The organism is Aliihoeflea sp. (assembly GCF_052435475.1).
In the GTDB taxonomy this organism is placed as follows: Bacteria; Pseudomonadota; Alphaproteobacteria; order Rhizobiales; family Rhizobiaceae; genus Aliihoeflea.
This window is the reverse complement of sequence record NZ_JBQVMV010000002.1, coordinates 24,897-50,554: the sequence shown is the minus strand read 5'-3', so window position 1 is coordinate 50,554 and position 25,658 is coordinate 24,897. Positions and strand designations below refer to the sequence as shown.

The 25,658-nt window shown below is 65.5% G+C and carries 32 protein-coding genes; 31 read left to right on the top strand and 1 reads right to left on the bottom strand.

The features are described 5' to 3' along the window. Positions 1–33 precede the first annotated feature (33 nt). From flgB to ACT6QU_RS03100, 31 genes are all read left to right on the top strand, one after another. On the top strand, positions 34–414 hold the full coding sequence (gene flgB / locus ACT6QU_RS03250) for a flagellar basal body rod protein FlgB (protein ID WP_024587688.1): 381 nt from the start codon (positions 34–36) through the stop codon (positions 412–414). A gap of 5 nt (positions 415–419) precedes the next feature. Further along, positions 420–836 carry a flagellar basal body rod protein FlgC gene (flgC, locus tag ACT6QU_RS03245; RefSeq protein ID WP_024587689.1) on the top strand — a complete coding sequence of 139 codons (417 nt, stop codon included), beginning with the start codon at positions 420–422 and terminating at the stop codon, positions 834–836. Next, positions 836–1,147, top strand: coding sequence for a flagellar hook-basal body complex protein FliE (locus tag ACT6QU_RS03240; protein ID WP_444563764.1), 312 nt, complete (start codon positions 836–838; stop codon positions 1,145–1,147). Before flgC ends, ACT6QU_RS03240 begins: the two co-directional genes overlap by 1 nt. 13 nt (positions 1,148–1,160) lie before the next feature. Continuing rightward, positions 1,161–1,949, top strand: a complete 789-nt coding sequence (gene flgG / locus ACT6QU_RS03235) for a flagellar basal-body rod protein FlgG (RefSeq protein ID WP_024587691.1) — start codon at positions 1,161–1,163, stop codon at positions 1,947–1,949. A 6-nt stretch (positions 1,950–1,955) separates the two neighbouring features. Beyond that, positions 1,956–2,414 (top strand): flagellar basal body P-ring formation chaperone FlgA, encoded by a 459-nt coding sequence (gene flgA, locus ACT6QU_RS03230; protein WP_444563765.1) that lies wholly within the window; start codon positions 1,956–1,958, stop codon positions 2,412–2,414. Beyond that, positions 2,411–3,514 (top strand): flagellar basal body P-ring protein FlgI, encoded by a 1,104-nt coding sequence (locus ACT6QU_RS03225; protein WP_444563766.1) that lies wholly within the window; start codon positions 2,411–2,413, stop codon positions 3,512–3,514. The genes flgA and ACT6QU_RS03225 overlap by 4 nt, the downstream gene beginning before the upstream one ends. 8 nt (positions 3,515–3,522) lie before the next feature. Further along, a complete protein-coding gene (locus ACT6QU_RS03220) occupies positions 3,523–4,020 on the top strand; it encodes a MotE family protein (RefSeq protein WP_444563767.1) in 498 nt (165 codons plus the stop codon). Next, positions 4,020–4,721 (top strand): flagellar basal body L-ring protein FlgH, encoded by a 702-nt coding sequence (gene flgH, locus ACT6QU_RS03215; RefSeq protein WP_444563807.1) that lies wholly within the window; start codon positions 4,020–4,022, stop codon positions 4,719–4,721. Before ACT6QU_RS03220 ends, flgH begins: the two co-directional genes overlap by 1 nt. A 12-nt stretch (positions 4,722–4,733) precedes the next feature. After that, complete coding sequence (locus ACT6QU_RS03210) at positions 4,734–5,222, top strand: flagellar basal body-associated FliL family protein (RefSeq protein WP_444563768.1); 489 nt, start codon at positions 4,734–4,736, stop codon at positions 5,220–5,222. Next, the gene (gene fliP, locus ACT6QU_RS03205) at positions 5,219–5,953 is read left to right on the top strand and encodes a flagellar type III secretion system pore protein FliP (protein ID WP_024587697.1); all 735 of its coding nucleotides are present in this window, start codon (positions 5,219–5,221) and stop codon (positions 5,951–5,953) included. The genes ACT6QU_RS03210 and fliP overlap by 4 nt, the downstream gene beginning before the upstream one ends. A gap of 245 nt (positions 5,954–6,198) precedes the next feature. Continuing rightward, positions 6,199–6,975: a flagellin N-terminal helical domain-containing protein gene (locus ACT6QU_RS03200; protein ID WP_444563769.1), complete on the top strand. Its 777-nt coding sequence runs from the start codon at positions 6,199–6,201 to the stop codon at positions 6,973–6,975. A 117-nt stretch (positions 6,976–7,092) separates the two neighbouring features. Continuing rightward, on the top strand, positions 7,093–8,724 hold the full coding sequence (fliF, locus tag ACT6QU_RS03195) for a flagellar basal-body MS-ring/collar protein FliF (RefSeq protein ID WP_444563770.1): 1,632 nt from the start codon (positions 7,093–7,095) through the stop codon (positions 8,722–8,724). Next, positions 8,724–9,356, top strand: coding sequence for a hypothetical protein (locus tag ACT6QU_RS03190; RefSeq protein WP_444563771.1), 633 nt, complete (start codon positions 8,724–8,726; stop codon positions 9,354–9,356). The genes fliF and ACT6QU_RS03190 overlap by 1 nt, the downstream gene beginning before the upstream one ends. Continuing rightward, the gene (locus ACT6QU_RS03185) at positions 9,353–10,600 is read left to right on the top strand and encodes a MotB family protein (RefSeq protein WP_444563772.1); all 1,248 of its coding nucleotides are present in this window, start codon (positions 9,353–9,355) and stop codon (positions 10,598–10,600) included. Before ACT6QU_RS03190 ends, ACT6QU_RS03185 begins: the two co-directional genes overlap by 4 nt. Then, complete coding sequence (locus tag ACT6QU_RS03180) at positions 10,597–11,745, top strand: chemotaxis protein (protein WP_444563773.1); 1,149 nt, start codon at positions 10,597–10,599, stop codon at positions 11,743–11,745. Before ACT6QU_RS03185 ends, ACT6QU_RS03180 begins: the two co-directional genes overlap by 4 nt. Then, positions 11,745–13,052, top strand: a complete 1,308-nt coding sequence (gene fliK / locus ACT6QU_RS03175) for a flagellar hook-length control protein FliK (RefSeq protein WP_444563808.1) — start codon at positions 11,745–11,747, stop codon at positions 13,050–13,052. Before ACT6QU_RS03180 ends, fliK begins: the two co-directional genes overlap by 1 nt. Further along, positions 13,012–13,581, top strand: a complete 570-nt coding sequence (locus ACT6QU_RS03170; protein ID WP_444563774.1) for a transglycosylase SLT domain-containing protein — start codon at positions 13,012–13,014, stop codon at positions 13,579–13,581. Before fliK ends, ACT6QU_RS03170 begins: the two co-directional genes overlap by 41 nt. Before the next feature lie 117 nt (positions 13,582–13,698). Then, positions 13,699–14,367, top strand: a complete 669-nt coding sequence (locus ACT6QU_RS03165; protein WP_024587705.1) for a response regulator transcription factor — start codon at positions 13,699–13,701, stop codon at positions 14,365–14,367. Positions 14,368–14,466: 99 nt separating this feature from the next. Beyond that, entirely contained in the window at positions 14,467–15,726 is a 1,260-nt protein-coding gene (locus ACT6QU_RS03160) for a flagellar hook protein FlgE (RefSeq protein WP_444563775.1), read from the top strand. 31 nt (positions 15,727–15,757) lie between these two features. After that, positions 15,758–17,170, top strand: coding sequence for a flagellar hook-associated protein FlgK (flgK, locus tag ACT6QU_RS03155; protein WP_444563776.1), 1,413 nt, complete (start codon positions 15,758–15,760; stop codon positions 17,168–17,170). Positions 17,171–17,174: 4 nt separating this feature from the next. Next, positions 17,175–18,191, top strand: a complete 1,017-nt coding sequence (locus ACT6QU_RS03150) for a flagellar hook-associated family protein (protein ID WP_444563777.1) — start codon at positions 17,175–17,177, stop codon at positions 18,189–18,191. A 37-nt stretch (positions 18,192–18,228) separates the two neighbouring features. Further along, on the top strand, positions 18,229–18,576 hold the full coding sequence (gene flaF / locus ACT6QU_RS03145; RefSeq protein ID WP_024587709.1) for a flagellar biosynthesis regulator FlaF: 348 nt from the start codon (positions 18,229–18,231) through the stop codon (positions 18,574–18,576). Then, positions 18,573–19,016, top strand: a complete 444-nt coding sequence (gene flbT / locus ACT6QU_RS03140; protein WP_024587710.1) for a flagellar biosynthesis repressor FlbT — start codon at positions 18,573–18,575, stop codon at positions 19,014–19,016. Before flaF ends, flbT begins: the two co-directional genes overlap by 4 nt. A 4-nt stretch (positions 19,017–19,020) precedes the next feature. After that, entirely contained in the window at positions 19,021–19,413 is a 393-nt protein-coding gene (flgD, locus tag ACT6QU_RS03135) for a flagellar hook assembly protein FlgD (RefSeq protein WP_024587711.1), read from the top strand. A gap of 15 nt (positions 19,414–19,428) precedes the next feature. Then, entirely contained in the window at positions 19,429–19,695 is a 267-nt protein-coding gene (fliQ, locus tag ACT6QU_RS03130) for a flagellar biosynthesis protein FliQ (RefSeq protein WP_024587712.1), read from the top strand. Positions 19,696–20,001: 306 nt separating this feature from the next. After that, positions 20,002–22,089 carry a flagellar biosynthesis protein FlhA gene (gene flhA / locus ACT6QU_RS03125; protein WP_444563778.1) on the top strand — a complete coding sequence of 696 codons (2,088 nt, stop codon included), beginning with the start codon at positions 20,002–20,004 and terminating at the stop codon, positions 22,087–22,089. Positions 22,090–22,107: 18 nt separating this feature from the next. Continuing rightward, complete coding sequence (gene fliR / locus ACT6QU_RS03120; protein WP_444563809.1) at positions 22,108–22,860, top strand: flagellar biosynthetic protein FliR; 753 nt, start codon at positions 22,108–22,110, stop codon at positions 22,858–22,860. A 2-nt stretch (positions 22,861–22,862) separates the two neighbouring features. Then, complete coding sequence (locus tag ACT6QU_RS03115; protein WP_024587715.1) at positions 22,863–23,249, top strand: hypothetical protein; 387 nt, start codon at positions 22,863–22,865, stop codon at positions 23,247–23,249. A gap of 54 nt (positions 23,250–23,303) precedes the next feature. Beyond that, positions 23,304–23,810 carry a rod-binding protein gene (locus tag ACT6QU_RS03110; RefSeq protein ID WP_444563779.1) on the top strand — a complete coding sequence of 169 codons (507 nt, stop codon included), beginning with the start codon at positions 23,304–23,306 and terminating at the stop codon, positions 23,808–23,810. A gap of 30 nt (positions 23,811–23,840) precedes the next feature. Next, positions 23,841–24,254 carry a hypothetical protein gene (locus tag ACT6QU_RS03105; RefSeq protein ID WP_444563780.1) on the top strand — a complete coding sequence of 138 codons (414 nt, stop codon included), beginning with the start codon at positions 23,841–23,843 and terminating at the stop codon, positions 24,252–24,254. After that, positions 24,251–24,781, top strand: a complete 531-nt coding sequence (locus ACT6QU_RS03100; protein WP_444563781.1) for a hypothetical protein — start codon at positions 24,251–24,253, stop codon at positions 24,779–24,781. The genes ACT6QU_RS03105 and ACT6QU_RS03100 overlap by 4 nt, the downstream gene beginning before the upstream one ends. A gap of 72 nt (positions 24,782–24,853) precedes the next feature. Here the strand turns inward: ACT6QU_RS03100 and ACT6QU_RS03095 are convergent, their stop codons facing one another. Then, the gene (locus ACT6QU_RS03095; protein ID WP_444563782.1) at positions 24,854–25,651 is read right to left on the bottom strand and encodes a crotonase/enoyl-CoA hydratase family protein; all 798 of its coding nucleotides are present in this window, start codon (positions 25,649–25,651) and stop codon (positions 24,854–24,856) included. Between the last annotated feature and the right edge of the window lie 7 nt (positions 25,652–25,658).

Below are 25,658 nucleotides of genomic sequence, written 5' to 3'. Positions count from 1 at the left end.
GCTAGGTTCCTCGTCAAGATCGAGGAATATGTCATGCAACCAGTCAACCTGTTCTCGTTGGCCTCCGAACAGGCCAAGTGGCTTTCGGTCCGTCAGGCGACGGTGTCGGGCAACATCGCCAATGTGAACACGCCCGGCTACGCGTCGAAGGACATCGAGCCGTTCGAACAGGTTCTGTCCAACACCCGCGTCTCGCTGCAGCAGACGCATGTCAACCACGTCTCGCTCGGCGCAACGAGCCAGGATTTCCAGATCCGCGAGAATGAAATCTCCGGCGCCGAATTGCCGTCGAAGAACACGGTGGCGATCGAGGAAGAACTGATGAAGGCGGGCGAAGTCCGCCGCGGGCTGGAGCTCAATACGGGCATCGTGAAGGCCTTTCACCGCATGTATCTCATGACGACGCGAGGCTGACGCAGATGGACCCGCTTCTCACTTCCATGAAAGTCGCCGCCTCCGGCCTCGGCGCGCAGTCCGAACGGCTGCGCATCGTCTCGGAAAACATGGCGAACGCCCAGTCGACCGCCTCGACGCCCGGCGCCGATCCGTTCCAGCGCAAGACCATTACCTTCGCGGCCGAGCTCGACCGCGCCTCGGGCGGCTCCTTCGTCAACGTCACCTCGATCGCCAACGACCAGACCGCCTTCCCGCTCGAATATCTGCCGGGTCACGAGGCGGCCGACGCCAACGGCTATGTGCGCATGCCCAACGTCAACATGCTGATCGAGATGGCCGACATGCGCGAGGCCAATCGCGGCTATGACGCGAATCTGCAGGTCATCAAGCAGGCGCGCGAACTCATCTCCATGACAATCGACCTGATGCGGAGCACCTGATGCTGACTGCCATTCCCGGCCTCCAGAACGTTGGCGGCGCCGCCAAGCCTTTCGAAGCCGCTTTCGCGCAGCCCGCGCAGGCGCCCTCCATCGGCCAGAGCTTCACTGACGCGCTCGGCGACACCGCCATGGCGACCATCGGCAAGCTTCAGAACGCCGAGCAGGCCTCGTTCAAGGGGATGCAGGGCGGACTGGAGACGCGCGAAGTGGTCGACGCGGTCATGAGCGCCGAGCAGTCGCTCCAGGCAGCCATCGCGATCCGCGACAAGATCGTGAGTTCCTACCTCGAAATCAGCCGCATGCAGATCTGACGGAGACGACACCATGAAAGCGCTCGCCATCGCGGCTACGGGCATGACGGCCCAGCAGGCCAATCTCGAAGTCATCGCCAACAACATCGCAAACCTGAACACGACGGGCTTCAAGCGGGCCCGCGCCGAGTTCACCGATCTTCTCTACCAGGTCGACCGCCTGCAGGGCGTGCCTGCGCGTGCCGATACCGGCGTCGTGCCGGAAGGCGCGAGCTTCGGCCTCGGCGTCAAGCTGGCTGCCGTGCGCAACGTCCACATGCAGGGCGCGCTGGCCACCACCGGCAACACGCACGACCTCGCCATCCAGGGCGGCGGCTGGTTCGAGATCGAGGGGCCGGACGGCGAGGTGCTCTACACCCGCGCCGGCGCGTTCAACCTGAATGCCGAGGGCGAGGTGGTAACGGTGCAGGGCATGCGCGTCCTGCCCAACATCGTCGTGCCGGAAAACGCGCTCGATTTCACCGTCAACGGCTCGGGCCAGGTCTTCGCCCGCATCCCCGGCCAGGAAGAGCCGGCCGAACTCGGCCAGTTGAACCTCGTCGCCTTCGCCAACGATGCCGGCCTCGCCCCGCTCGGCGACAATCTTTTCCGCCAGACGGGCGCTTCGGGCGATCCGGTTCAGGGCCTGCCCGGCATCGCCGGCCTCGGCACCATCGCGCAAGGGTATCTGGAAAGCTCCAACGTCGATCCGGTTCGCGAAATCACCGAGCTGATCAACGCCCAGCGCGGCTACGAGATGAATTCCAAGGTCATCACCACCGCCGACCAGATGGCGGCGACCGTTTCGCAGAACATGAGGTAAGACGCCATGTCGCGTCGCATGATCGGCATCGCCTTCGCCGCCCTCGCCCTCCTCGCCCCGGCCATCGCCGCCGCGCAGGAAACGGTCGTGGTGCCGACGCGCGTCATCTATCCGGGCCAGGAAATCGGCTTCGACCTGCTCGAAGTCGTGCCGCTGCGCCGCCAGCTTCCGAACCCCTCCATCTACGCGCTCGACATGGAGCAGTTCGCCGGCAAGGTCGCCAAGAACACGCTGCTGCCCGGCCGCATGGTCGCGGTCGCCGCGCTGCGCGAGGCCTATGTCGTCGAGGCCGGCAAGCCGGTCGAGATGCAGTTCGTGCAGGGCCCGCTCGTCATTTCCGTCACCGGCGTTCCGCTCCAGCCGGGCTCGACCGGCGACATCGTGCGCATCCGCAATCTCGATTCCGGCGCCGTCGTCTCCGGCGTCGTCATGGCCGACGGCACGGTCCGGGTCTCCGCATCATGAAGCGCATCGCGATAATCATCCTGGCTGCGCTCGCAACCTTCGCGCTGCCGGCCGGCGCGACTTCGCGCATCAAGGACGTCGCGACGCTCCAGAGCGCGCGCGACAACCAGCTCGTCGGTTACGGCCTCGTCATCGGCCTGCAGGGCTCGGGCGACAGCCTGCGCAACTCGCCCTTCACCGAACAGTCGATCCGCGCGATGCTCGAAAATCTCGGCATCGCCTCTCAAGGGTCGGCCGCGCGCTCGCGCAATGTCGCGGCCGTCATCGTCACCGCCAACCTGCCCGCCTTCGTCCAGTCCGGCGCCCGCATCGACGTCAACGTCTCGTCGATGGGTGATGCCGCCTCGCTTCAGGGCGGCACGCTCGTCATGACCCCGCTGCGCGCGCCCGACGGCGACATCTATGCCGTCGCGCAAGGCGGCGTCATCGTCTCCGGCTTCACCGCGCAAGGGGCGGCCGAAACGCTGACGCAGGGCGTCCCCACAGCCGGCCGCGTCCCGAACGGCGCCATCGTCGAGCGTCAGGTTCCCGGCTCGTTCAACGGCGACACGACGCTGACCCTGCAACTGCGCAACCCCGATTTCTCGACAGCCGTGCGCATCACCGACGCGATCAACACCTACGCCCGCCAGCGCTTCGGCACGGCGGTCGCCGCCGAGCAGGACGCGCGCACCGTCGCGATCACGCGGCCGGCGAACGTATCGACCGCGCGCTTTTACGCCGAGATCGAGAACCTCGTCGTCCAGTCGGACACCCCTGCCCGCGTCGTCGTCGACGAGCGCACCGGCACCATCGTCATCGGTCAGGACGTCAAGATCGCGCGCGTGGCGATCAGCCACGGCACGCTGACGGTCCGCATCACCGAAATGCCGCAGGTCGTCCAGCCCGATCCGTTCACCGACGGACAGACGGCGATCGAGGACTTCACCCAGATCGACGTCCAGCAGCCCGACGCGCAGGTCGCGCTTCTCGACGGGCCGAACCTCGAGACGCTGGTCGCCGGGCTCAATCGTCTGGGCGTCAAGCCCGACGGCATCATCTCCATTCTCCAGGGCATCAAGACCGCCGGCGCGCTTCAGGCCGAGCTGGTGGTGCAGTAGGCCGCGCGATGACACACTCGACCTTCGTCCAGACATTGCGGCTTTCGGCGATTGCCGGCTGCCTTGTCTTAGCCGCCGGCCCTGCCGCAACGCAGGAAACGCAAGTCGTCTCCAACGATGCCGAGCGGTTCTGCACCAACATCGCCGACGCCGCCCGCGACCAGCGCTACGCGCTTCAGGCCGAGGAACTGCGCAGCCTCCAGGCCGAGGTCGATGCCCGCATCGCCGCCCTCGAGGAAAAGCGCGCCGAATACGAGGAATGGCTTCGCCGCCGCGAGACGTTCCTTGCCAAGGCGCAGGACAATGTCGTCGACATCTACGGCCGCATGCGCCCCGACGCCGCCGCCGAGCGCCTGACCGAACTCGGACCGGAGCTTGCCGCGGGCATCCTGATGAAGCTCGACGCCCGAAAGGCCGGCATCATCATGAATGAAATGGAAACGAAGGCCGCTGCCGGCGTGACGTCGATCATGGCGAGCGCCGCGCGCGAAAAGGACCCGTCATGATCGCTCGCCACGGCATTGCCGCTCTCGCCCTACTGACCCTCGCCGGCTGTTCGCAGACCGCCGAACTCGGCAAGGAGCCGAAGCTGACGCCGGTCGGCTACGGCGTCGTGTCGGGCACGAAGCAGACCATGACCTACCCGAACCCGGATGCGCCGCAGGTGCGTCGCAACTCGCTTTGGGATGATCGCCAGAGCCGGCTCTTTACCGACGCCCGCGCGCTCGACAATGGCGACATCCTGACCGTGCTGATCTCGATCAACGACCGGGCCGAATTGAACAACGAATCCGACCGCCGCCGCACCTCCAACCGCACGATGGGCCTGTCCGGCAACGCGTCGTGGGAAGCGGCATCCACCGGCGGTGGCCTCGACCTCTCCGCCTCGGGCAATAGCCAGAGCGCCGGCCGCGGCACCACCGAGCGCTCCGAACAGATCAACATGCGCGTCGCCGCCGTCGTGACCGACGTGTTGCCCAACGGCAATCTCCTGATCATGGGCTCGCAGGAAGTGCGCGTGAACGCCGAACTGCGCATCCTCACCATCGCCGGCATCGTGCGCCCGTCCGACATCGGCGCCGAGAACACGATTTCCTACGAGCGCATCGCCGAAGCCCGCGTCTCCTACGGCGGACGCGGACGCCTGTCCGAAGTCCAGCAGCCGACCTGGGGCCAGCAGGTCGTCGACACCGTGCTTCCCTTCTAGGAGATCGCAGGAATGGCAACGGCGATCGAAGACAAGACGGGCGACAAGAAGAAAGGCGGCTCGGCCGTCGTGACCGGCATCGTCTTCCTGGTGCTGACGGCGGGTGCCGTCGGTGCCGGCTGGTTTCTCGGCGACATGCTGGGCTCGGAGGCGAGCGCCGCAAAGGCCGAAGCCGCCGAGGCGATCGCCGGCGCCGAGGCGGGCGAACATGAATCGAGCCTCGCGCTCCTGCCGCTTCCCGCCATCACGACCGCCCTCGCCGCCCCGGCGGATGTGTGGGCGCGGCTGGAAACCACGCTCCTCTTCGAGCAGGAGGTCGACGAACTCGTCGGCGAAGCCGTCCATCAGGACATCCTCGCCTTCCTGCGCACGATCAAGCCGCACCAGATCGAGGGCGCATCAGGCTACCGCCACTTCAAGGCCGATCTCGACGACATCGCCCGCATCCGCTCCGAAGGCAAGGTGAAGGGTGTCCTGATCCGGACGCTGCTGTTCGAATGAAAGTCTTCGCTTACGCCATCGCCTTTTTTTGGCTGACGGGATCGGCCGGAGCCCAGACGCTCGACCTAGGCGCGCTGACCGGACAGACCGACGGCTCGACGGTCGGCACCATCATCCAGCTCTTCGGCATCCTGACGGTCCTCTCCGTCGCGCCGGGCATCCTGATCATGGTGACAAGCTTCACCCGCTTCGTCATCGCGCTGTCGATCCTGCGCGCCGGCATGGGCCTGCCCTCGACTCCGGCGAATTTGATCCTGATCTCCCTGTCGCTCTTCATGACCTTCTACGTCATGTCGCCGACCTTCGACACCGCTTGGCAGAACGGCCTGCAGCCGCTGATCAACAACGAAATCTCGGAAGAAGAAGCGGTCACCGAGATCGCCGAGCCTTTCCGCGCATTCATGCTGCGAAACGTGCGCGACCAGGACCTCGCCCTCTTCGCCGACCTCGCGGCCGAGCGCGGCCAGGCAATCGCCGAGGGCGATGTCGTCGACATGCGCATCCTCGTCCCCGCCTTTCTCATTTCGGAAATCCGGCGCGGCTTCGAGATCGGCTTCCTCATCGTCCTGCCTTTCCTCGTCATCGACCTGATCGTCGCGACCATCACCATGGCCATGGGCATGATGATGCTACCCCCGACCGTTGTCGCCCTGCCTTTCAAGATCCTGTTCTTCGTCCTGATCGACGGCTGGAACCTGCTTGTCGGCAGTCTGGTACGGTCGATTTCCTGACCGGTTTTCCTCCGAATTGACCCCTCGCGCCGAACCCGCGAGGCAGGGTCTCACTTACGAAAAACCCCATTCCCCCGAAAATAAGCAACCTGTGAAACACCTCGTTAAGACCTCGCCTCTATGAATCACGAGGCACGACGGACTGACGCTCAACGAGGGGATGTCACAGGCATGATGCCGCTCCGTCGCACCGGATAAGCCCGGTATGTCCCGTAGAGTTTTCTGTACACACAGGGGCAACGAACATGACTTCGCTTCTCACCAACACCTCCGCGATGACCGCTCTGCAGACGCTGCAGACCACCAACAAGAACCTCGCAACGACGCAGAACCGCATCGCCACGGGCGAGCGCGTTTCGAGCGCTTCGGACAACGCTGCCTATTGGTCGATCTCGACCGGCATGAAGGCGCAGAATAGCGCGCTGTCGGCCGTCAAGGACTCGCTCGGCTTCGGCGCCGCCGTCGTTGACACCGCTTACACGGGCCTTGAAGAAGCCATCAAGCTGACCGAACAGATCTTCGCGAAGTGGGTGGCATACGAGCAGGGCGGCGTTGATACCGATGCCCTCGATGCAGAAATCACGCAGCTCACCGAGCAGGTCGAGGCCATCGCGACTGCAGCCGACTTCGAAGGTCAGAACCTTCTCGTCACCGGCGGCGATCTCACGGTAGTCAGCGGCTACACCAAGGGCACCGGAACGACCACGCTGGACGTGACGGCCTTTGATCTCGCAACATCTGTCGGCGGCATTACCGATGCGGCAACGGCGGAAACGGCATTGGACGACATGCGCTCGGCCGCCGCTGAACTCGGCGCCTCCAAGGCACGCATCGACTCGTCGCTTGCCTTCACGTCCAAGCTCATGGACGCTATCGATCGCGGCGTTGGCGCTCTGGTCGACGCCGACATGAACGCCGAATCGGCTCGCCTTTCGGCTCTGCAGACTCAGCAGCAGCTCGGCATCCAGGCGCTGTCGATCGCCAACCAGAACTCGCAGTCGGTTCTCTCGCTCTTCCGCTAATAGCGGCAGCCGCGATGTGACATGGATCGGGCCGCGCTTGTCGCGGCCCGATTTCATTTTCGCACAAGCTTGAATTCATAAGGTCCTCGCAACCCGTACTGCCGGAGCGAGAAACCTTTGCCTGATCAGCTCAAGACCCTACTCGACAATCTGCGTGCCTTCGGCCCCCAGAAGCTCGCCATCATGGGCGGTGTCGGCGCCTTCGTCGTCGCGACCGTCATCGCGGCCTCGCTCTATCTCAACAAGCCGACCTACGAGACGCTCTATGTCGGCCTCGACCGGGGCGACATCAACCAGATCGGCATGGTGCTGGGCGAGAACGGGATCGATTTCGACGTTGCCAGCGACGGCACCACCGTCATGGTCCCTGTCGGCCGAACCGGCCCGGCGCGAATGCTCCTCGCCGAGCGCGGCCTGCCGACCTCGACCAATGCGGGCTACGAGCTCTTCGACAATGTCGGCTCCTTCGGCCTCACCTCCTTCATGCAGCAGGTGACCCGCGTCCGCGCGCTGGAAGGCGAAATTGCGCGCACCATCCAGTCGATCGCCGGCGTCAAGGCCGCGCGCGTCCACATCGTCATGTCGGAGCGCGCCAATTTCCGCCGCGAGGAACAGCGCCCCTCCGCCTCCGTCGTCATCCGCACCGCCGGCAACGACGCGACGCAGGCCGCGATGTCGATCCGTCACATGGTCGCCGCCGCCGTACCGGGCCTTTCGGTCGAGGACGTGACCGTGCTCGATTCCGCAGGCACGCTTCTCGCCGCCGGCGACGATCCGAACAACATGGCGCTGACCCGCGCGATGGGCGTTGAGCGCTCGGTCGAATCGCAGGTCGAGGACAATATCCGCCGAGCCCTCTCCCCCTATCTCGGCTACGACAATTTCCGCGCCTCTGTCCGCGCCGAGGTCAACACCGACAGCCAGCAGATCGAGGAGACGATCTTCGATCCCGAAAGCCGTGTCGAGCGGTCGATGCAGGTCGTGCGCTCCAACGATCAGTCGAACCAGCGCGAAGCCTCGCAGGCGGCATCCGTCCAGCAGAACCTGCCCGAAGAGCAGGCCGCCCCCGGCGCCGGTCCCGAATCCTCCGAGCAGCGCGAGCGCCGCGAGGAAACGACGAACTACGAGATCAATTCCAAGCGCATCGCGACCGTCTCCAACGGCTATTCCGTCTCCAAGATGTCGATCGCAGTGGTCGTCAACCAGGCCCGCCTCGCCTCGGTCATCGGCGAAAGCCCGACACCCGAGCAGATCGAGGCCCGCATCGCCGAAATCCGCAACGTCGTGGCGTCCGCCACCGGTTTTTCCGAGGCGCGCGGCGACGTCATCACCGTCTCGTCCGTCGAGTTCATGGATGGCCTCGAAGGCGCCGATCCGGTTGCGCAAAGCTGGATGGAAGCTGCAGGGCGCCACACCGGCACCATGATCAACGCGCTCGCCTTCGTCGTCGTCGTCTTCCTCGTATCGTGGTTCGGCCTGCGCCCGATGACGGCCGCGCTGACCCGCCCGCAGGAAGCCCTTGCCGGCCCGTCCTTCGACGAGGTCCAGAACAGCCTGCCCGCGCCGGACGAAGCCGCGACGGCCGCCGCCTCGCAGGCCCTGCCCGGCCCCCCAGCCAGCAACGTCACCGACGATCTGCGCCGCAAGCTGAAGCCCAATCCGCAGGAGCGCTTGGCGCGCATGGTCGATCTGAACGAGGAACGCACCGCCCTCATCCTGCGCAAATGGGCGCATAAGGAAGCCGCCTGATGCGAACGCAGGCGCTCTCCGACGCCCTGCCGGATTTCGGCGCGGCATCCCTCCCCCCGCGCGCGCCACGGCCCGCCCGCCCGCAGCCGGCCGCCGAGCCACGCGGATCGGCGACGAGCGACGCGGAGTGGCAGGCACGGCTCGACCGCGCCGTCGCCGACACCGAGGCGCGCATCGCCGCTTCGCTGACTGAGCGCCACGAGGCCGAACTCGAACGGCTCGCCGAAACCCATCGTGCCGAGATGGAAGGCCTCTCCCAGGACTTCGCCTCGACCATGGGCGCGACGATCGCTGCCCGCCTTCAGGAACTGGAGGACCGCGTCGTCGACCTGACGGCGACCTCCGCCGCGCGTCTCCTTTCGGGCGTCCTGTCCGAAGATCTTGGCCGCAAGTCGGTGGATCGAATGGTCAAGGTCATGCGCTCGGCGCTACAGGACAGCGACGCCGTCAAGATCGTCGTGCGCGGCCCCGCTTCGCTCTACGAACCGCTGCGCGTGGCAATGGGAACGTCGTCGGAACGCATGCGCTTCGTCGAGGCCCCGGGGGCCGATCTCTCCGTCTCGATCGACGAGACCGTCTATGAAACGCGGCTCGCCGAATGGTCCGGCGCGCTGTCCGAGGTGATCGCATGAGCATGCCCGACGGCGACGATTCCAAGCGCGAGATCATCATCGTCAAGCGCCGCGGCGGCGATGACGATCACGGCCATCATGGCGGCGTGTGGAAGATCGCCTTTGCCGATTTCATGACGGCGATGATGTGCTTCTTCCTCGTCATGTGGCTCGTCAACGCCACCACCGAGGAAACCAAGGCCGCCGTCGCGAGCTATTTCAACCCCATGCGGCTGGCCGATCCGACCCCCAGCACCCAGCAGCAGGAAACGCCGTCCGGCGGTTCGGCGCAGGAAAGCGTCGAGGGCACCGCCGGCTGGCAGAACGAGAACCCTGCAGGCGACCGCAGCGCCATGGCCGGCCCGGGGCAGGAAGGAAGCGCGCCCGGCCAGCGCGACCAGTCCGAAACCAGCGACGCGCATCTCTTCGCCGATCCCTTCGCGGTTCTCGCGGAGATCGCCCAGCAGACCGCGACGATGCAGAACATTTCCGCGCGCGGCGATGGCGGCGCGCAGACTTCGGGTCCCGCGACCGGTGCCCAGGGCGGCGAATCCTATCGCGATCCGTTCGCGCCCGATTTCTGGTCCGAGCAGGTGGCAATCCCGCCACTGCCCGACGCCGAACCTCTCGTTCTCGAAGAGGCGACCCCGCCGGTGCCGCAGGCACCCGCCATTGTCGAAGTGCCCGCGGTCGAGGAACTGGAAGGCCAGGAAGTCGCCGCCCTCGCCGCACCGGTTCCCCCGGCGCCCGTCGCCGCCAGCCCGGACGCGCAGGAGGCTGAAGCCGAACCGCGTGACGCCGCCGCCGAACGCATCGCCGAAACCCTGCGCGGAGATCTTGCCGAAGCCTTCGGCGAGGACAGCAGGCTGAACGAATCCATCACCGTTACCCCGGTCGACAAGGGCATCCTGATCTCGCTCACCGACGATCTCGAATACGGCATGTTCCAGGTCGGCTCGGCCGTGCCCGTCGGCCAGCTCGTGCGCGCAATGGAAAAGGTCGGCGCCGCGCTCGATCAGCGACCCGGCAAGGTTTCCGTCATGGGCCACACCGATGGCCGTCCGTTCCGCAGCGCCGAATACGACAACTGGCGCCTGTCCACCGCCCGCGCCCATGCCGCATACTACATGCTGGTGCGCGGCGGGCTCGACGAGACCCGCATCGGCGAGGTCGCCGGCTATGCCGACCGGCAGTTGAAGAACGTCGCGGACCCGCTCGACGGGCTCAACCGCCGCATCGAGATCCTGCTCGAGGTCGAGGGATGAGAACCGCGCTCGCCAGGCTCGGGATCGCTCTTGCCCTGATTGGCGCGCTCAGCGGCGCCGCGTCGGCGAGTTCGGCGCTCCAGCCTTTCCAGATGATCCGCTCGCTGCAACTCGTGCAGGACCGCATCGCCAATGGTGACCACGCGGCCCTGCCGATGCAGCGCAAGCTCCTGGAGATGATCGACGAGCGCATGCGCAACGCGACGCCGGACGACTTGGCCGACCAGCGCAACCTCTCGGCGCTGCTCGTCTATGCGATGAGCGGCGGCAACCCGGTGACGCTCGACCTTGCCTTGTCGAAGCTCGACGCCGAAAACCCGTCCAAGCCGCTTGCCGACGCCTTGCGCGCCTATCTCGGCGGAAATTTTCAGGCCGCGCGCGACGTGCTCGCGACCATCGCGCCGGCAACGCTGGACGACCATGCGCCCTTCGTCGCGCTGGTCAAGGGAACGGTGCTGTCGAACGACGAGCCCGACGCGGCGCTGGTCAATCTCGACACCGCGCGCCTGCTCGCCCCCGGCACGCTGGTGGAGGAAGCGGCCCTGCGCCGCGCGCTCCTGATCGCCGTGAGCGCGTCGAAACCGGACGTCTTCGCGCGCACATCGTCGGCCTATGTGCGCCGCTTCCTGCGTTCGCCTTATGCGAGCCAGTTCGCCGAAGCCTTCGTCTCCGGTCTGGCCGCTATGCACGCCAGCCTCGATGCCGGCGAGATGGCGGACATCCTCGCCTGGATGACGCCCGAACAGGCCGAGACGATCGCGCTGCGCATGTCGCGCCAGGCGGCAATCGCCAACGACCCGGTCATGATCACCTTCGCCGAACGCCTCGCGAGGGGCGAAGCGGCGCAGGACCCGCGCGCACTTCTCTACTCAAATCTCGGCGGCGTCGCGACACCGCAGGTCGCGGACACGTTGACGACGTTGCAATCCATCGACCGCTCGCGCCTGTCGGAAGGCGACCGCGCGCTTCTCGATGCAGCGACTGACATCGCGCAGACCGTCGTCGACCGCCCCGACGTCCCGCAAGCGGCAACGGCGATCCCCGCTGCGATCGACCCGGAAACGACCAGCGACACCGACAGCTACATCTCGTCGACCCGCGCCAAGCTGGACGCGATCGACCGCCTTCTGGAGGGTTCGAATTGATGCGCCTCGTCGACATGCCCGCCATGCAACCCCCTTCCGCCCGCACCATGCCTGGGCGCGAGGAAACGTCCGATGCGCGCGGCGCGTTCGACGATTTCCTCGACCGCGATGCCCCCTCCAAACGCACCGACGCCAAGATTGCGTCGAAGGAGAAGCCGGACGACACGGCGCTGCTGGACGCCGACGAAGCGGAGCCGGCGAGCGACGGCCTGTTCGCTGCAACCACAGGCAGCGACGACGGCAAGGATTGGCGCCCCGAGGTCGGCGATCGGAAGTCGACCGCAACACCGGCCGACCAGGAAACAAGGCTGCGTCCGCCCGGCCGCGCGCATATCGACTGGCTCGCCCTGCGCATGCCCAGGGGCGACGACGCACCCATCACGGATGGGACCGCTCTCGACACCGAGAACGCCGCGCCCGCCCCGGCCCCGCTCGACGCATCAGAGCCCTCCGCCACCACGTTACAGGAAAGCGCCGAGGCGATTCCTGACGCTCGCCTTGCCGCCGCCGCGCGCCGCGACGAACGGCTCATCGACGACCGCCAGCGCCCGTCGATGCGTTCCGAGCCTATCGGCGCCAGCGCCGGCGACGCGGCCCGCACGCAAACGCCATCTGCCGAAGCGAAGCCGGTCGAACCCAGCCCGCGCGAAGCCAGCGCTCGCGATGTTACCTCCAAATCGACATCCGAGCCGCTCGTCACGCAGCCGCGTTCCGGACCGCTGCCAGACGCGCGCACCGGCGATCGATCCGCGCGTCCCGTCGCCACCTTGTCGGTCCAGACCATCCACGCCTTCGCCGCGAGCCTCCAGGGCCCCGCGCAGGCCGTTCTGGGTGCGATCCGCGACGAAGTTCCCGAACTTGCCCGATCGGCCGCGACCGGCGCAGGCCAGCCCCAGACGGCCGAGCCGATGCGCGTCCTGAAAATCCAGCTTCACCCGTTGGAGCTCGGCGTCGTGACGGCAAAGCTTTCGCTTCAGGGCGGCGAGATGCGCGTCGAGCTTCAGGCCGAGACGCGCGAGGCAACTTCCAAACTCGCTGCGGATTCGAACGAGATCGCCAAGGCCCTGCGCGGGCTAGGCATCGAAATCGACCGCGTGACGGTCACCCAGCAGCCATCCACCCAGATGCAGTCGCAGGGCCAGCAGGGACAACAGGGCGCATTCGAGCGCGGAGGCGAGCGCTTCGCCCATGAAGGCGGCGAGAGCGGCCGCCAGAACGGCCAGCGCGGCGCGGGCAACGGTACGGGCAGCTTCGAGGGAGAGCGCAATGCGGGCGAAAGCCAGGGCAGCCGCGGCGTTTATATCTAGCGTCGTCGCCTTTTCGCTTCCCGCATTTCCCGCCTTCGCCAATGCGTGCGAGGCCGAGATTCTGCGCGCGGCCGACCGCTACGACATTCCCGCCGGCATCCTCTATGCCGTCGGCCTCACCGAGACCGGACGGAAGGGCTCGATGCAGCCTTACGCCATGAACATCGAAGGTAAGGCCGTCTTCGCCGCCTCGTCGGCCGACGCCGTCCGTCGCTTCGAAGCCGCCAGGCAGGACGGCGCGCGCCTCATCGATCTGGGCTGCATGCAGATCAACCACCGCTGGCATGGCGAAAAGTTCGCCTCGGTCGGCCAGATGCTCGAGCCCGCCCGTAACGTCGACTACGCCGCTCGCTTTCTCGTCGAGCTGAAGGGGCGCCACGAGAGCTGGTCGATGGCCGTCGCCCGCTACCATGCCGGGCCGAACAACGACCCCGCACAAAAGCGCTATGTGTGCCGCGTGATCACCAATATGGTCGCCACCGGATTCGGCCGCTGGACCCCCGAAGCGAGGCAGTTCTGCGACCCCTGAACCACCCCCGGAATCGAATCCCCAATTCTGACCTACAAGAATTCGTGGTTGTGCGTGATTCGCATGAAGCGTTAACCATAACACACGATATTACTTAACTGATTCGGGGGGCGGCCAATGATCGTGATCGTGGACGAGCGCGACCTTGTGAAGGACGGCTACCACTCCCTTTTCAACCGGGAAGGTGTCGCGAGCGTCGGCTTCGGCGCACGTGAATTCGGCGAGTGGGTCGAAAGCGCGGCGGACGAGGACATCGGCGCGGTGCGCGCGGTTCTCCTGGGGGATTGCGACACCGAGATCGCGTCGCCGGCCCGCATTCGCGACCGGACGAGCGCGCCGGTCATCGCGCTGTCGGAACAGCCCTCGCTGGAAAACACGCTGAAGCTTTTCGAGGCCGGCGTCGACGACGTGGTTCGCAAGCCGATCCACATCCGCGAGATTCTCGCCCGCATCGCGGCGATCCGTCGCCGCGCGCAGGACGAGGCGACGTTCACCGATATCGGCCAGCTTCGCATCTTCCTCGACGGGCGCGATCCGCAGGTCGCCGGCCAGCCGCTGCCGCTGCCGCGCCGCGAGCGCCGCATCCTGGAATATCTGGCATGCAATGGCGGCCGCCGGGTCACCAAGACGCAGATTTTCAACGCGATCTACGGTGTCTTCGACGAGGATGTCGAGGAGAACGTCGTGGAAAGCCACATCTCGAAGCTGCGCAAGAAGCTGCGCGAGAAGCTGGGCGCGGACCCGATCGATTCCAAGCGCTTCCTCGGCTACCAGCTCGTCGGCTGAGATGAGGCAGGCGCCCGAAACGAACCGGACCGCCAGCCTCGCGCAAGACATCTCGCCTATCCTCGCCGAAGGCAGATCGCGAACCTCGGGGAGACCGGAATGAGCCTTTACGGAATGATGCGCACGGGCGTGTCGGGTATGAATGCGCAGTCGAACCGTCTGGGCACGGTGGCGGACAACATCGCCAATTCGGGCACGATGGGCTACAAGCGCGCCTATACGGAATTTTCGGCACTGATCCTGCCGAGCGAGAACGGCACCTATTCGTCGGGCGCGGTCAAGACGACCGTGCGCAACTCGATCGCCGACCAGGGCCTGCTCCAGTTCACCTCGTCAACGACCGACATCGCGATCCAGGGCGACGGCTTCTTCCTCGTCCAGAACGCCGCCGGCGACCAGTTCATGACCCGCGCCGGCTCCTTCGTGCCCGACGCGCAGGGCCGTCTCGTCAACGCCGCCGGCTTCTACCTGCTCGGCACCACCAACATGGCCGCCGGCCTGACGCCGGACGATCTGCAGGTCGTCTCGATCTCGTCCACCGGCCTCACCGCCTCGCCCTCCACCGAAGGCGCGTTCTCGCCGAACCTTCCGGCGCTGGCCGAAAACGTTCCTGCTGGCTCGCGTGCCAGCGACAACGTCGTCGGCGCCCAGTTCAGCGGCAAGACCTCGATGACCGTCTACACCGGCCTCGGCGAGGAACGCATCATCGACCTCTACTTCACCAAGGTTGGCCCCGGCGACAACGAGTGGGAAGTAGCCGCATATGACGCGAGCACTGCCGATCCGACCAATGGCGGTTTCCCCTACTCCTCCGGCCCCCTGAACGACATCACGCAGACGATCGAGTTCAGCACGGTCAATGGCGCGATCATCGACCCGGACAACGCCAACGTTCAATTCACGATCCCCAATGGCGGACCGTTCACTCTTTCGCTCGCCGGCACTCAGTCGCTCGCCGCCGACTACACAGCACGCGCACCGGCCGTGAACGGCAGTGGCACCGGCGGCTTCGACCAGATCTCGATCGACCTCGACGGCATGGTATCGGCGCTGAACAAGAACGGTTCGGTGATCAATCTCTTCCGCATCCCGATCGCCACCGTCACGAGCCCGGACCGCCTGACGACCCTGCCCGGCAACGTCTATCAGGCCAACAACGGCTCGGGCGGCATGACGATCGGCGTCGCGACGACCTCGAACTTCGGCGAAATCGTCGCCGGCGCGCTCGAAGGCTCCAATGTCGACATCGCCGAGGAACTGACGAGCATGATCGAATCGCAGCGCAACTACACGGCAAACTCGAAAGTCTTCCAGACGGGTGCAGACCTTCTGGACGTCCTGGTCAACCTGAAGCGTTAGGACCGGGCGTCGTGCCCGGCTGAAGTGGGAAATGTCACTATCGTCTGTCCTGAACACCGCGCAGTCGTCGCTGACCAACACGTCACGGCAGACGAGTGTCGTTTCCCGCAACATCACCAACGCCTACAACACCGACTACACGCGGCGTCAGGCGGTGCTCGCCAGCACCGCCCCCGGCGCGCGCGTGGTCTCGATCACCCGCGCGGCCGACGCCGCGCTGATGCGCCAGAACTCGGACGCCCTGTCCGTCTGGCACGCGCAGAACACGCTGGCGACCGGCTACGAGCGATTGAGCCTCTCGGTCAACGGCGTGGAAAATTCCACCTCGCCCGCCATGCGGCTGGGCGAATTGCAGATGGCATTGCAGACCTATTCCGCATCGCCCGGTGACCGCAGCCTTGCGGTCAACGTCGTCAACTCGGCCGGCGACATGGTGCGCACGCTCAACGGCGGCACGACCGCGATCCAGCAATTGCGCACGGACGCCGACGGAGAGATCAAGCAGTCGGTCGACAAGCTGAACTCGCTGCTGGCCGACCTCGAAAAGATCAACACCGACGTCATGACCGCGACGCGCCTCGGCCGCGACGCCTCGGAATCGCTCGACCTGCGCGACGGCATCGTCAAGCAGATCTCCGAAATCGTGCCGGTCACCACGCAGTTGCGCGGCGACAGCGACATGGTGATCTTCACCAAGGATGGCGTCACCCTGTTCGAAACCGTCGCCCGCAAGGCGACCTTCGAGCCCTCGCCCATGCTGCTCGCTGGGCAGTCGGGCAATCAGGTCTATATCGACGGCGTGCCGCTTTCGGCCGGCCAGGGCGGCGATACGGATGCCGGCGGCAACATCGCCGGCCTGCTCCAGCTTCGCGACACGGTCGCACCGCAGATGCAGAACCAGCTCGACGAGATCGCCCGCGCGCTCGTCGATAGCTTCAAAGAGGCTGAAGGCCCGCCCCGCGTCAACGGACTATTCACCTTTGCGTCAGCCCAGGAGACGGCCGGAACGCTGATCGTCAACCAAGACTACGTCACGAACCCCCACGCCATTCGTGATGGTGCCGACGGTTCTTTGAATCCCGTGCCACCCCCCGGCACGCCCGAAGCTAGCTTCACCGGTCAGATCACCAGACTCATGGACGGCTTCGACGCCGATCGCACCTTCTCGACAGATGGCGGCATCGAAGGCGCGCGCAGCCTGTCTGCCTACGCGACCGCCTCGATCTCCTGGCTCGAAAGCCAGCGCCAGCTTTCATCCGTCGCCGCTGAAAAGAAGAGCGCGACGCTCACCCGCACGTCCGAGGCGCTGTCGAACAAGACCGGCGTCAACATCGACGACGAACTCGCCAAGCTGCTCGAACTCGAACAGTCCTATGCGGCCTCGGCAAAGCTGATGCAGGTCGCCAACGATATGCTGTCAACGCTGATGGCGACGGTTAGGTAGTTCCATGAAGGCGATGTCCGTTTCCTCCAATGCGGTCAGCCAGGCGCTTCGCCTGCAGATGGCGCGCGCGCAAGCCGAAATGATCCGGGCCGAGAAGGAAGTCACGACCCTTCAGGTCGCCGACCGCGGCCTGCATCTCGGCATGCGCACCGGCCACTCGGTCTCGCTCGACCGCGACATCGCGCGGCTGGACAACATCAAGAGCACCAACGGCATGGTCACGACCCGGCTCGACGCGACGCAGAATGCGCTCGGCGAGACCCGCGAGATCGCGCAGCAGATGCTTGGCACCCTGACGACGATGCTCAACGGCGCGCTCGAACCGGCCGTCCCGCGCACGCAGGGCATGTCGGTCCTGACGACGATGAACGCCATGTTCAACGCCACGATCGACGGCGGCTACATCTTCGCCGGCACCAACACCGATGTGCGCCCGCTCGCCGACTTCACCGATCCGGGCTCGGACGCGCGCATCGCTTTCGATGCCCTGGCGGCCGGCCTGCCCGACCCGATCGACGCGGCCGCGATGACGGCCTTTCTTGCCGCCGCCGAAACGCAGATCATCGACAACTGGAACGTGAACTGGTCACAGGCCAGCGATGAGACCATCCAGAGCCGGATCGCGCTCAATGAAACCGCCAAGACCTCCGTATCCGTAAACGAAGGCGGCATCCGCCAGCTTGCGATGGCGGCTGCGATCGTCGTCGGGCTGGTCGATCGCGACATGGACCCGGACGCCAAGCGCATGCTTACCGAAAAGGCGATCTCCCTGACTGGCGGCGCGATCGAAAGCCTGACCTCCATCCAGTCCGAAGTCGGCCTTGCCCAGAACCGCGTCTCCCAGGCCAATGACCGCCTGACGACGCAGGTCGACCTGTTCAAGCGCACCCAGATCGACATGGTCGGCGTCGACCCGTTCGAGGCCAGCACGCGGCTGACGTCGCTTCTGGCGCAGGTCGAGACCTCCTACACCCTCACGGCACGCATCCAGCAGCTCTCCCTGCTCAGGTTCATGTCCTGATGACCCACATCACCCGCACAGAAAGATCGGCCTGCTGATGTACCAGTTCGCTTACGCAGACATTCAGACAGATTCCGTCGCGGATGCCCGCGACCGCGAGAAGCAGGTGCTCGCACGATCGATCGACCTCCTGGTCGAAGCCCGCGACGCCGGCACGCGCTCGATGAAGTCCATCGAGGCGATCTACTTCATGAACCGCGTCTGGACGTCCTTCATCGAGGATCTGGGCTCGGCCGAGAACGCGTTGCCCAAGGAATTGCGCGCCAACCTCATCTCCATCGGCCTCTGGCTGTTGCGCGAGGGCGAGGAAGTCCGCCAGGGCCGCTCGGACAATTTCGACGGCCTGATCGAAGTGTCGGAAATCATCCGGGACGGCCTGCAATGAAGAACACCTTGAAGATCACGCTCAAGCCCGGCGAAAAGATCTACGTCAACGGCGCCGTGATCCGGACCGACCGCAAGGTCTCACTGGAATTCATGAATGACGTACAGTTCCTGCTTGAGAACCACGTCATGCAGCCCGAGGCGGCGGTGACGCCGCTGCGCCAGCTCTATTTCGTCGTGCAGATCATGCTGATCAGCCCGCAGGAGGCCGACGACGCGCGCTCCATGTTCCGCAAGTCGCTGCCGCGCCTGATCGATTCCTTCTCCTCCGACGCCATCAAGGCCGATCTGAAGCAGATCGACCAGCTCGTCGCCGAAGGTCAGGTCTACGAGGCGATGAAGATGCTGCGCGGCCTGTTCCCGCGCGAGGACACCATCCTCGGCGCCACGCCCCTGCCGGTGCGCCGTGCGCCCGAACCCCAATTGCTCGCCGGAGAATGACGCGATGAACGTTGCAGCCCTGACCAGCGCCAGCCAGGCGAGCCCGACCAGCGCCACCAGCGCGGCCAGCGTCGACTACGAATCCTTCCTGAAGCTTCTCGTCGCGCAGATGAAGAACCAGGACCCGACCGCGCCGATGGAATCGACCGAATACGTCGCCCAGCTCGCCACCTTCAGCCAGGTCGAGCAGCAGGTGCAGATGAACAAGAAGCTCGACGACATCCTCCAGGCCTCCGCGCTTTCGCAGGCCAGCGGGTTGATCGGCCGCGAGGTCGTCAGCCATGACGGCTCGGTCACCGGCAAGGTCAAGGAGATCAAGCTCTATTCCGACGGCGTCGTCGCCGTATTGGAATCCGGCGGCCAGATCCCTATCCTGCCGGGCGTCACCATTCGCTGATCCGGCCCGAACGCCATGAATGAAGCCGACGCGCTCGACATCGTCCAATACGCGATCTGGGTGGTGCTCGTCGCGTCGAGCCCGGCCGTCGTCGTCGGCATGGCCGTCGGCGTCGGCATCGCCCTCGTCCAGGCGCTGACGCAGGTCCAGGAAATCACCTTGACCTTCGTTCCGAAGATCGTCGCGATCCTCCTGACCGTCGCCCTCACCGGCCCCTTCGTCGGCGCGCAGATTTCGAGCTTCTCCACGGTCATCTTCCAGCGCATCGAAAGCGGGTTCTGACGGGTTTCTCGCGAAGTGACCCCACCCTCTATCCCTCCCCACAAGGGGTAGGGAGTCCGTCAGCGTGGCACCCAAGGCTTCAGCTAGGCTCCACGCCGATGGGTCGACACGATGTGGATGCCCTCCCTCCCCCTTGTGGGGAGGGATAAAGGGTGGGGGTCCCCTTCGATAAAAACCCGAACACCGCCGCGCGCCGCCAAGTCGGAAGACACGATCGAAATCCCCCGCACCTTTCGCGCAAGCTTCATCCTCTAGCGTTCAGCCATCCCGGTCGCCTTGCGGCCGCTTCAGGCATGGACGATTCGTATGGCGATGAACGAAGCAATGAGCGCGGCGCCGGTTCGCAACAATGGCCGCGACATCGGCTTTGCCTTCGGCATCATCGTCATCCTGGCGGTGCTGTTCCTGCCGATCCCGGCCTTCCTCATCGATCTCGGCCTCGCCTTCTCCATTGCCGTCTCCGTCCTCGTCCTGATGGTGTCGCTCTGGATTCAGCGGCCGCTCGAATTCTCCGCCTTCCCGACCGTACTTCTCATCGTCACCATGCTGCGCCTGTCGCTCAACATCGCGACGACGCGCGTCATCCTTTCCCACGGCAACGAGGGCACGCACGCGGCGGGCCACGTCATCGGCGGCTTTGCCAATCTCGTCATGGCCGGCGATTTCGTCATCGGCCTGATCGTCTTCCTGATCCTGATCGTGGTGAACTTCATCGTCATCACCAAGGGCGCGACGCGTATCGCCGAGGTCGGCGCACGCTTCACCCTCGACGCGATCCCCGGCAAGCAGATGTCGATCGACGCCGATTTGTCGGCCGGTCTCATCAACGAGAAGGAGGCCCAGCTTCGCCGCCGCGAACTGGAAGAGGAATCCTCCTTCTTCGGCTCCATGGACGGCGCGTCGAAATTCGTGCGCGGCGACGCGATCGCCGGTCTGATCATCACCGCGATCAATATCGTCGGCGGCATTGCCATCGGCTATGCCCGCCACGACATGCAGATCGGCGAGGCGGCGGACGTCTTCGTCAAGCTGTCGGTGGGCGACGGCCTCGTCACGCAGATTCCCGCGCTCATCGTCTCGCTGGCCGCCGGCCTTCTCGTCTCCAAGGGCGGCACACGCGGCTCGACCGACAAGGCCGTCTTCGGCCAGCTCGGCGCCTATCCGCGCGCTCTCTTCGTCGCCGCGGTTCTTCTCTTCACGCTCGGCCTCATGCCGGGCCTGCCCTTCATGCCGTTCGCCGTTCTCGGCGGCGCTCTCGCCGGCCTCGCCTACGTCATCCCGCGTCAGCGCCAGCGTGACAAGGACGCCGCGCAGGCCGTCGAGCAGAAGCACAAGGAGGAACGGGAGGAAGAGGAGAAGCAGTCGGTCAAGTCCTCGCTGCGCACCGCCGAAGTCGAGCTCCTGATCGGCAAGCAGCTTTCGACCAAGCTCCTGACATCGCATCAGGAACTCGCCTTCCGCATGGGCAAGATGCGCAAGAAGTTCGCCGCGCAATACGGTTTCGTCGTGCCCGAGGTGAAGCTCACCGACGACTTCTCGATCCCGCCGAAGAGCTATCAGATCAAGATCCACGGCACCGTCGTCGCGGAATACCAGATGCGCGTCGGCGAGTTGATGGTGCTGGTCGGCACCGGCGACCTGCCGCAGCTTCCCGGCGAGGAAGTGCGCGAACCGGCCTTCGGAATGCGCGCCTTCTCGGTGCCCGAAATGTTCGCCGAGGACGTGAAGCGCGAGAAGCTGACCGGCGTCGACAACATGTCGGTCCTGCTGACGCACCTTTCCGAGGTCATCCGCAACAACCTGCCGCAGCTTCTGTCCTACAAGGACATGAAGGCGCTGCTGGAGCGCCAGGACCCCGAATACAAGAAGCTCGCCGACGAGATCTGTACTACGCACATCACCTATCCGGGCCTTCAGGCCGTGCTCAAGCTGCTGCTCGCCGAGCGCATCTCGATCCGCAATCTGCACCTCATTATCGAAGCCATTGCCGAGATCGCGCCGCATGTGCGTCGCACCGAGCAGATCGTCGAGCATGTGCGCATCCGCATGGCGCAGCAGATTTGCGGCGATCTTGCCGAAGGCGGCGTGCTCAAGGTCATGCGTCTCGGCAATCGCTGGGACCTCGCCTTCCATCAGAGCCTCAAGCGCGACGCCAAGGGCGAGGTGCGCGAGTTCGACATCGACCCGCGCCAGCTCGAGGAGTTCGGCGACCAGGCCTCGAAGGCGATCCGCGAGCAGATGGAAAAGGGCGAGCGCTTCGTCGTCGTCGCCGCGCCCGAAGCCCGCCCCTATGTGCGCATGATCATCGAACGCCTGTTCTCCACCCTGCCCGTCCTCTCCCATGTCGAGATCGCGCGCGGCGTCGAGATAAAGGTGCTCGGCTCGGTTTCCTGACAGGGGGCCGAATTGGACCTGCCGGCATCCCTCGACGCCATCGTCATCGCCGCCTTCCTGGCCTTCTGCCGGATCGGGGCCTCCTTCATGCTGATGCCGGGCTTGTCGAGCATACGCGTGCCGGTGCAGATCCGGCTGTTCGTCGCCGTCGCCGTCACCTTCGCGCTGCTCGCGCATCTGTGGGATTTTCTCGTCCCCTTCGTCTCGTCGCGGCCGGATGCGCTCCTGCTTTTGATCGTCTCGGAGGTCCTGATCGGCGCGCTGATCGGGCTCGTCGCCAGGCTTTACGTCCTCGCCGTCCAGTTCATCGGCTCGGCGATGGGCATGATGTCGGGCTTCAACGCGATGGGCGGCACCGCTATCGAGGAGCCGGACCCGCAGGGCGCCCTTGCGGCCATCATCTCGTTGTCCGTGCTGCTGCTGCTCTTCGTCTTCAACTTCCATCACGAGATCATCCGGGCGCTGGTCGACAGCTACACCGTCGCGCCGGTCGAAACGCTCTACAATCCCGCATCGGCGCTGGCCGACATTTCGGACACGCTCTCGGAAGCCTTTCTCGTCATGCTGCGGCTCGGCTCGCCCTTCATCGCCTATGCGATCCTCGTCAATCTGGCCATCGGCCTCATCAACAAGCTGACGCCGCAGATTCCGATCTACTTCGTGTCGCTGCCCTTCGTCCTTGCCGGCGGCCTGATCCTCGCCTGGTTCGCCATCGGCCCCTTCCTGTCGCTGGCGGTCGACGGCTTCCTTCCCTCGACCATTGCGAGATAGCCATGTCACGCCGCACCGACCGCCTGACCAAGGTCCTTGTCCTCCAGGAAAAGCTCAAGGAACTGCACGAGACGCGCCAGGCCCTGCACACCGCCAATGCGCGGTTCGCGGCCGAGGAGGCGGAAGACGTCGTGAAGGCGTTCAACGCCGAAGGCTCGCTGTCGAGCGTCTTTCCCGAAATCTACCATGCACGCGTCGCTTCGGCGACGGCGGCCAAGCAGCAGCATCTGGCGAACGCCCATGTCGAGAGCCTTCGCGTCGCCAAGGCATCCGCCCGACTCGATGCGGTCGGGCGCGAGGTGGCGATCTCGCGCCGCGCCGACGAACGCTTCGCCGACGAGCGCGACCAGACGGAAGCGCTCTCGCGACAGCCGGCAAAACCGAAGTAAGGCTGCCACAAGCTTCTTGAACGATAGTCGCAAGACAGCGAACGGAGGAATTTCTTGGCCATCAGCCCGCCCGTCGACATCGTCCTGGACGTCGCCCGCGCCGCGAGCGCCGACGACGTGGCAGCCGCCCGCGAGCGCCTTGCCGCGCGCGTCTCGACGGCGAACGCGCCTGGTTTCGAGGTCGCCTCGCCGGCATCGCCACTACCGGCAAGGCATGCAGGCGCGACACCCGAAGCCTTCCGCAAGTTCGAGGCGATGATGCTCCAGAGCTTCATCCAGTCGATGCTGCCGGAAGAAAGCGAAGCGGTCTTCGGCAAGGGCCTTGCCGGCGACATGTGGCGTTCGATGATGGCCGAGCAGATCGCCGGCGTCATGGCCGACAGCGGCGGTATCGGCGTCGCCGACCGCATCTTGAAGAATTACTACGCCCGCAACGAGGACCATACCGCTCTCGACGGCGCCGGCCGTTCGCTGGTCACTCAGTCCATTCTCCACCAGGCCCAGCGCATGGCGTTGCAGCCCGATCTGGCGGGCACGGATACAGGTCTTTTCGACAGTTGATTTGATTGCGATGAATCAGGATTTTGCTTCATGACGAGTTTTTCAGCACCAGCTCTTCAGCCCACCACCGCGCGGGCACGCGCTACCGCCGCGCCGGCCGATCTCGGCACCATCCTCGCCCGCATCGAAGAAGCAGTCGAGACGGAAACCACCGCGATCCGCACCGACATGAATTTCGACATCGCCGCCTCGAACGCGCGCAAGAGCCGTCACCTCTATGATTTGACGCGCGCGATCCGGGGCCAGGACGATGCGGCGCTCGTCGCCACCTACCGTCCTGCTATCGAGCGCCTGCGCGACAAGCTCGCGGTCAACCAGGGCGTCATCGTCGCCCATCTGGAAGCCGTTACCGAGGTCGCGACCCTGGTCAAGACCGCGCTGCAGGACGCGGAGGCCGACGGCACCTATTCGCAGGCCGAATTCCCGGAAGTGAAGCGCAGATGATCAAGCTCGTCGCCGCCGCCGTCTGGATCGCCGCCGCAACGGCCGGCTCCGTCTTCTACGCCTTCCAGCAGGCCGGCGAAGTCGCGGCGGCAGCTCCCGCGCCCGAAGCCGGCGCCTTCGGTGGGCTCGACTACGTCCGCCTCAACGTCGTCTCCGTGCCGCAACTGAAGAATGGCGAGGTCGAGGGCTACTTCCTCGCCCGCCTCGTCTTCACCGCCCCGGCCGAGCGCCTGAAGCAGCTCGTCGTTCCGGCAGACGCGATGCTCACCGACGCCGTCTACACGAAACTCTATGCCGACCCCTCGGTCGATTTCTCGCAGGTCGACACGCTCGACATCGACGCCTTCCGCGCCGGATTGCGCGATGCGGTCAATGCGAAGATCGGCGAGGAACTGATCACGGAAGTCCTGATCGAGCAGGTTGACTTCCTGTCCAAGGCCGACATCCGCCGCGCCAGCTTCCGCGGCTGGGACAGCGCCGCCGCCGCCGCCCAGACCGAGCCTAAGAAGGCGGATGGCGGGCACTGATGTGATGCCCTGACGGGCTTTCTTCACTTCAGGAAAAACATCCTGATCCCACCCCCGCCGATCCGTCAGGTCCTACCTGAAATTCGGCTTCCGCTTCTCCAGAAACGCCATCAGCCCTTCCTTCGCATCCGCCCCCGTCTGCGACAGCGCGGCGCTCAGGCTCTCCGCATAAAGCCCATCGGCTCGTGACATGTCGTTGATGCGCGCGATCGACTGGATGATGAGGTAGTTCACCAGCGAGGCATTGTCGGCGATGTCGTTGGCAAGCGCGAATGCCTTGGCCAGCCCGTCGCCCTCGCCGACGAGGTAATGCGCCAGCCCCAGCCGCTCGCCCTCTTCGGCCGTGTAGAGCCGCCCGGTCAGCATCATCTCGGTCATCCGGTCCGGTCCGATGATGCGCCCGACGCGCACGGTCGCGCCGCCGCCGACGAAGATGCCGCGCTTGCCCTCGGGCAACTGGAACTTCGCCGAAGGTTCGGCCACCCGCACATGCGTCGCCGAAGCGATCTCCAGCCCGCCGCCCATCACCGCGCCCGTCAGCACCGAGACCACCGGCACGCCCGAAAGCTGGATCTTGTCCATGATCGCATGCCAGCCGCGCGAGTGGCGGAGCACTTCGGAAGCCTCGCGCTCGGATTGCTCGCTCAGGTCCAGCCCGGCCGAAAAATGCCCGCCCTCGCCTGAAAGAACGATCGCGCGCACACATTGCGGCACGTTCGAGAAGAAGGCGTCGAGTGCGGCAAGCGTCGCGTCGTTGATCGCATTGCGCTTGGCCGGCCGGTTGAAGGCCAGATGGGCGATCCGCCCGTCGATCGTCACGCGCAATACGTCATCCGCGCCGCTCTTTGACGAACCCGTCATCGCATTCATGTCGATT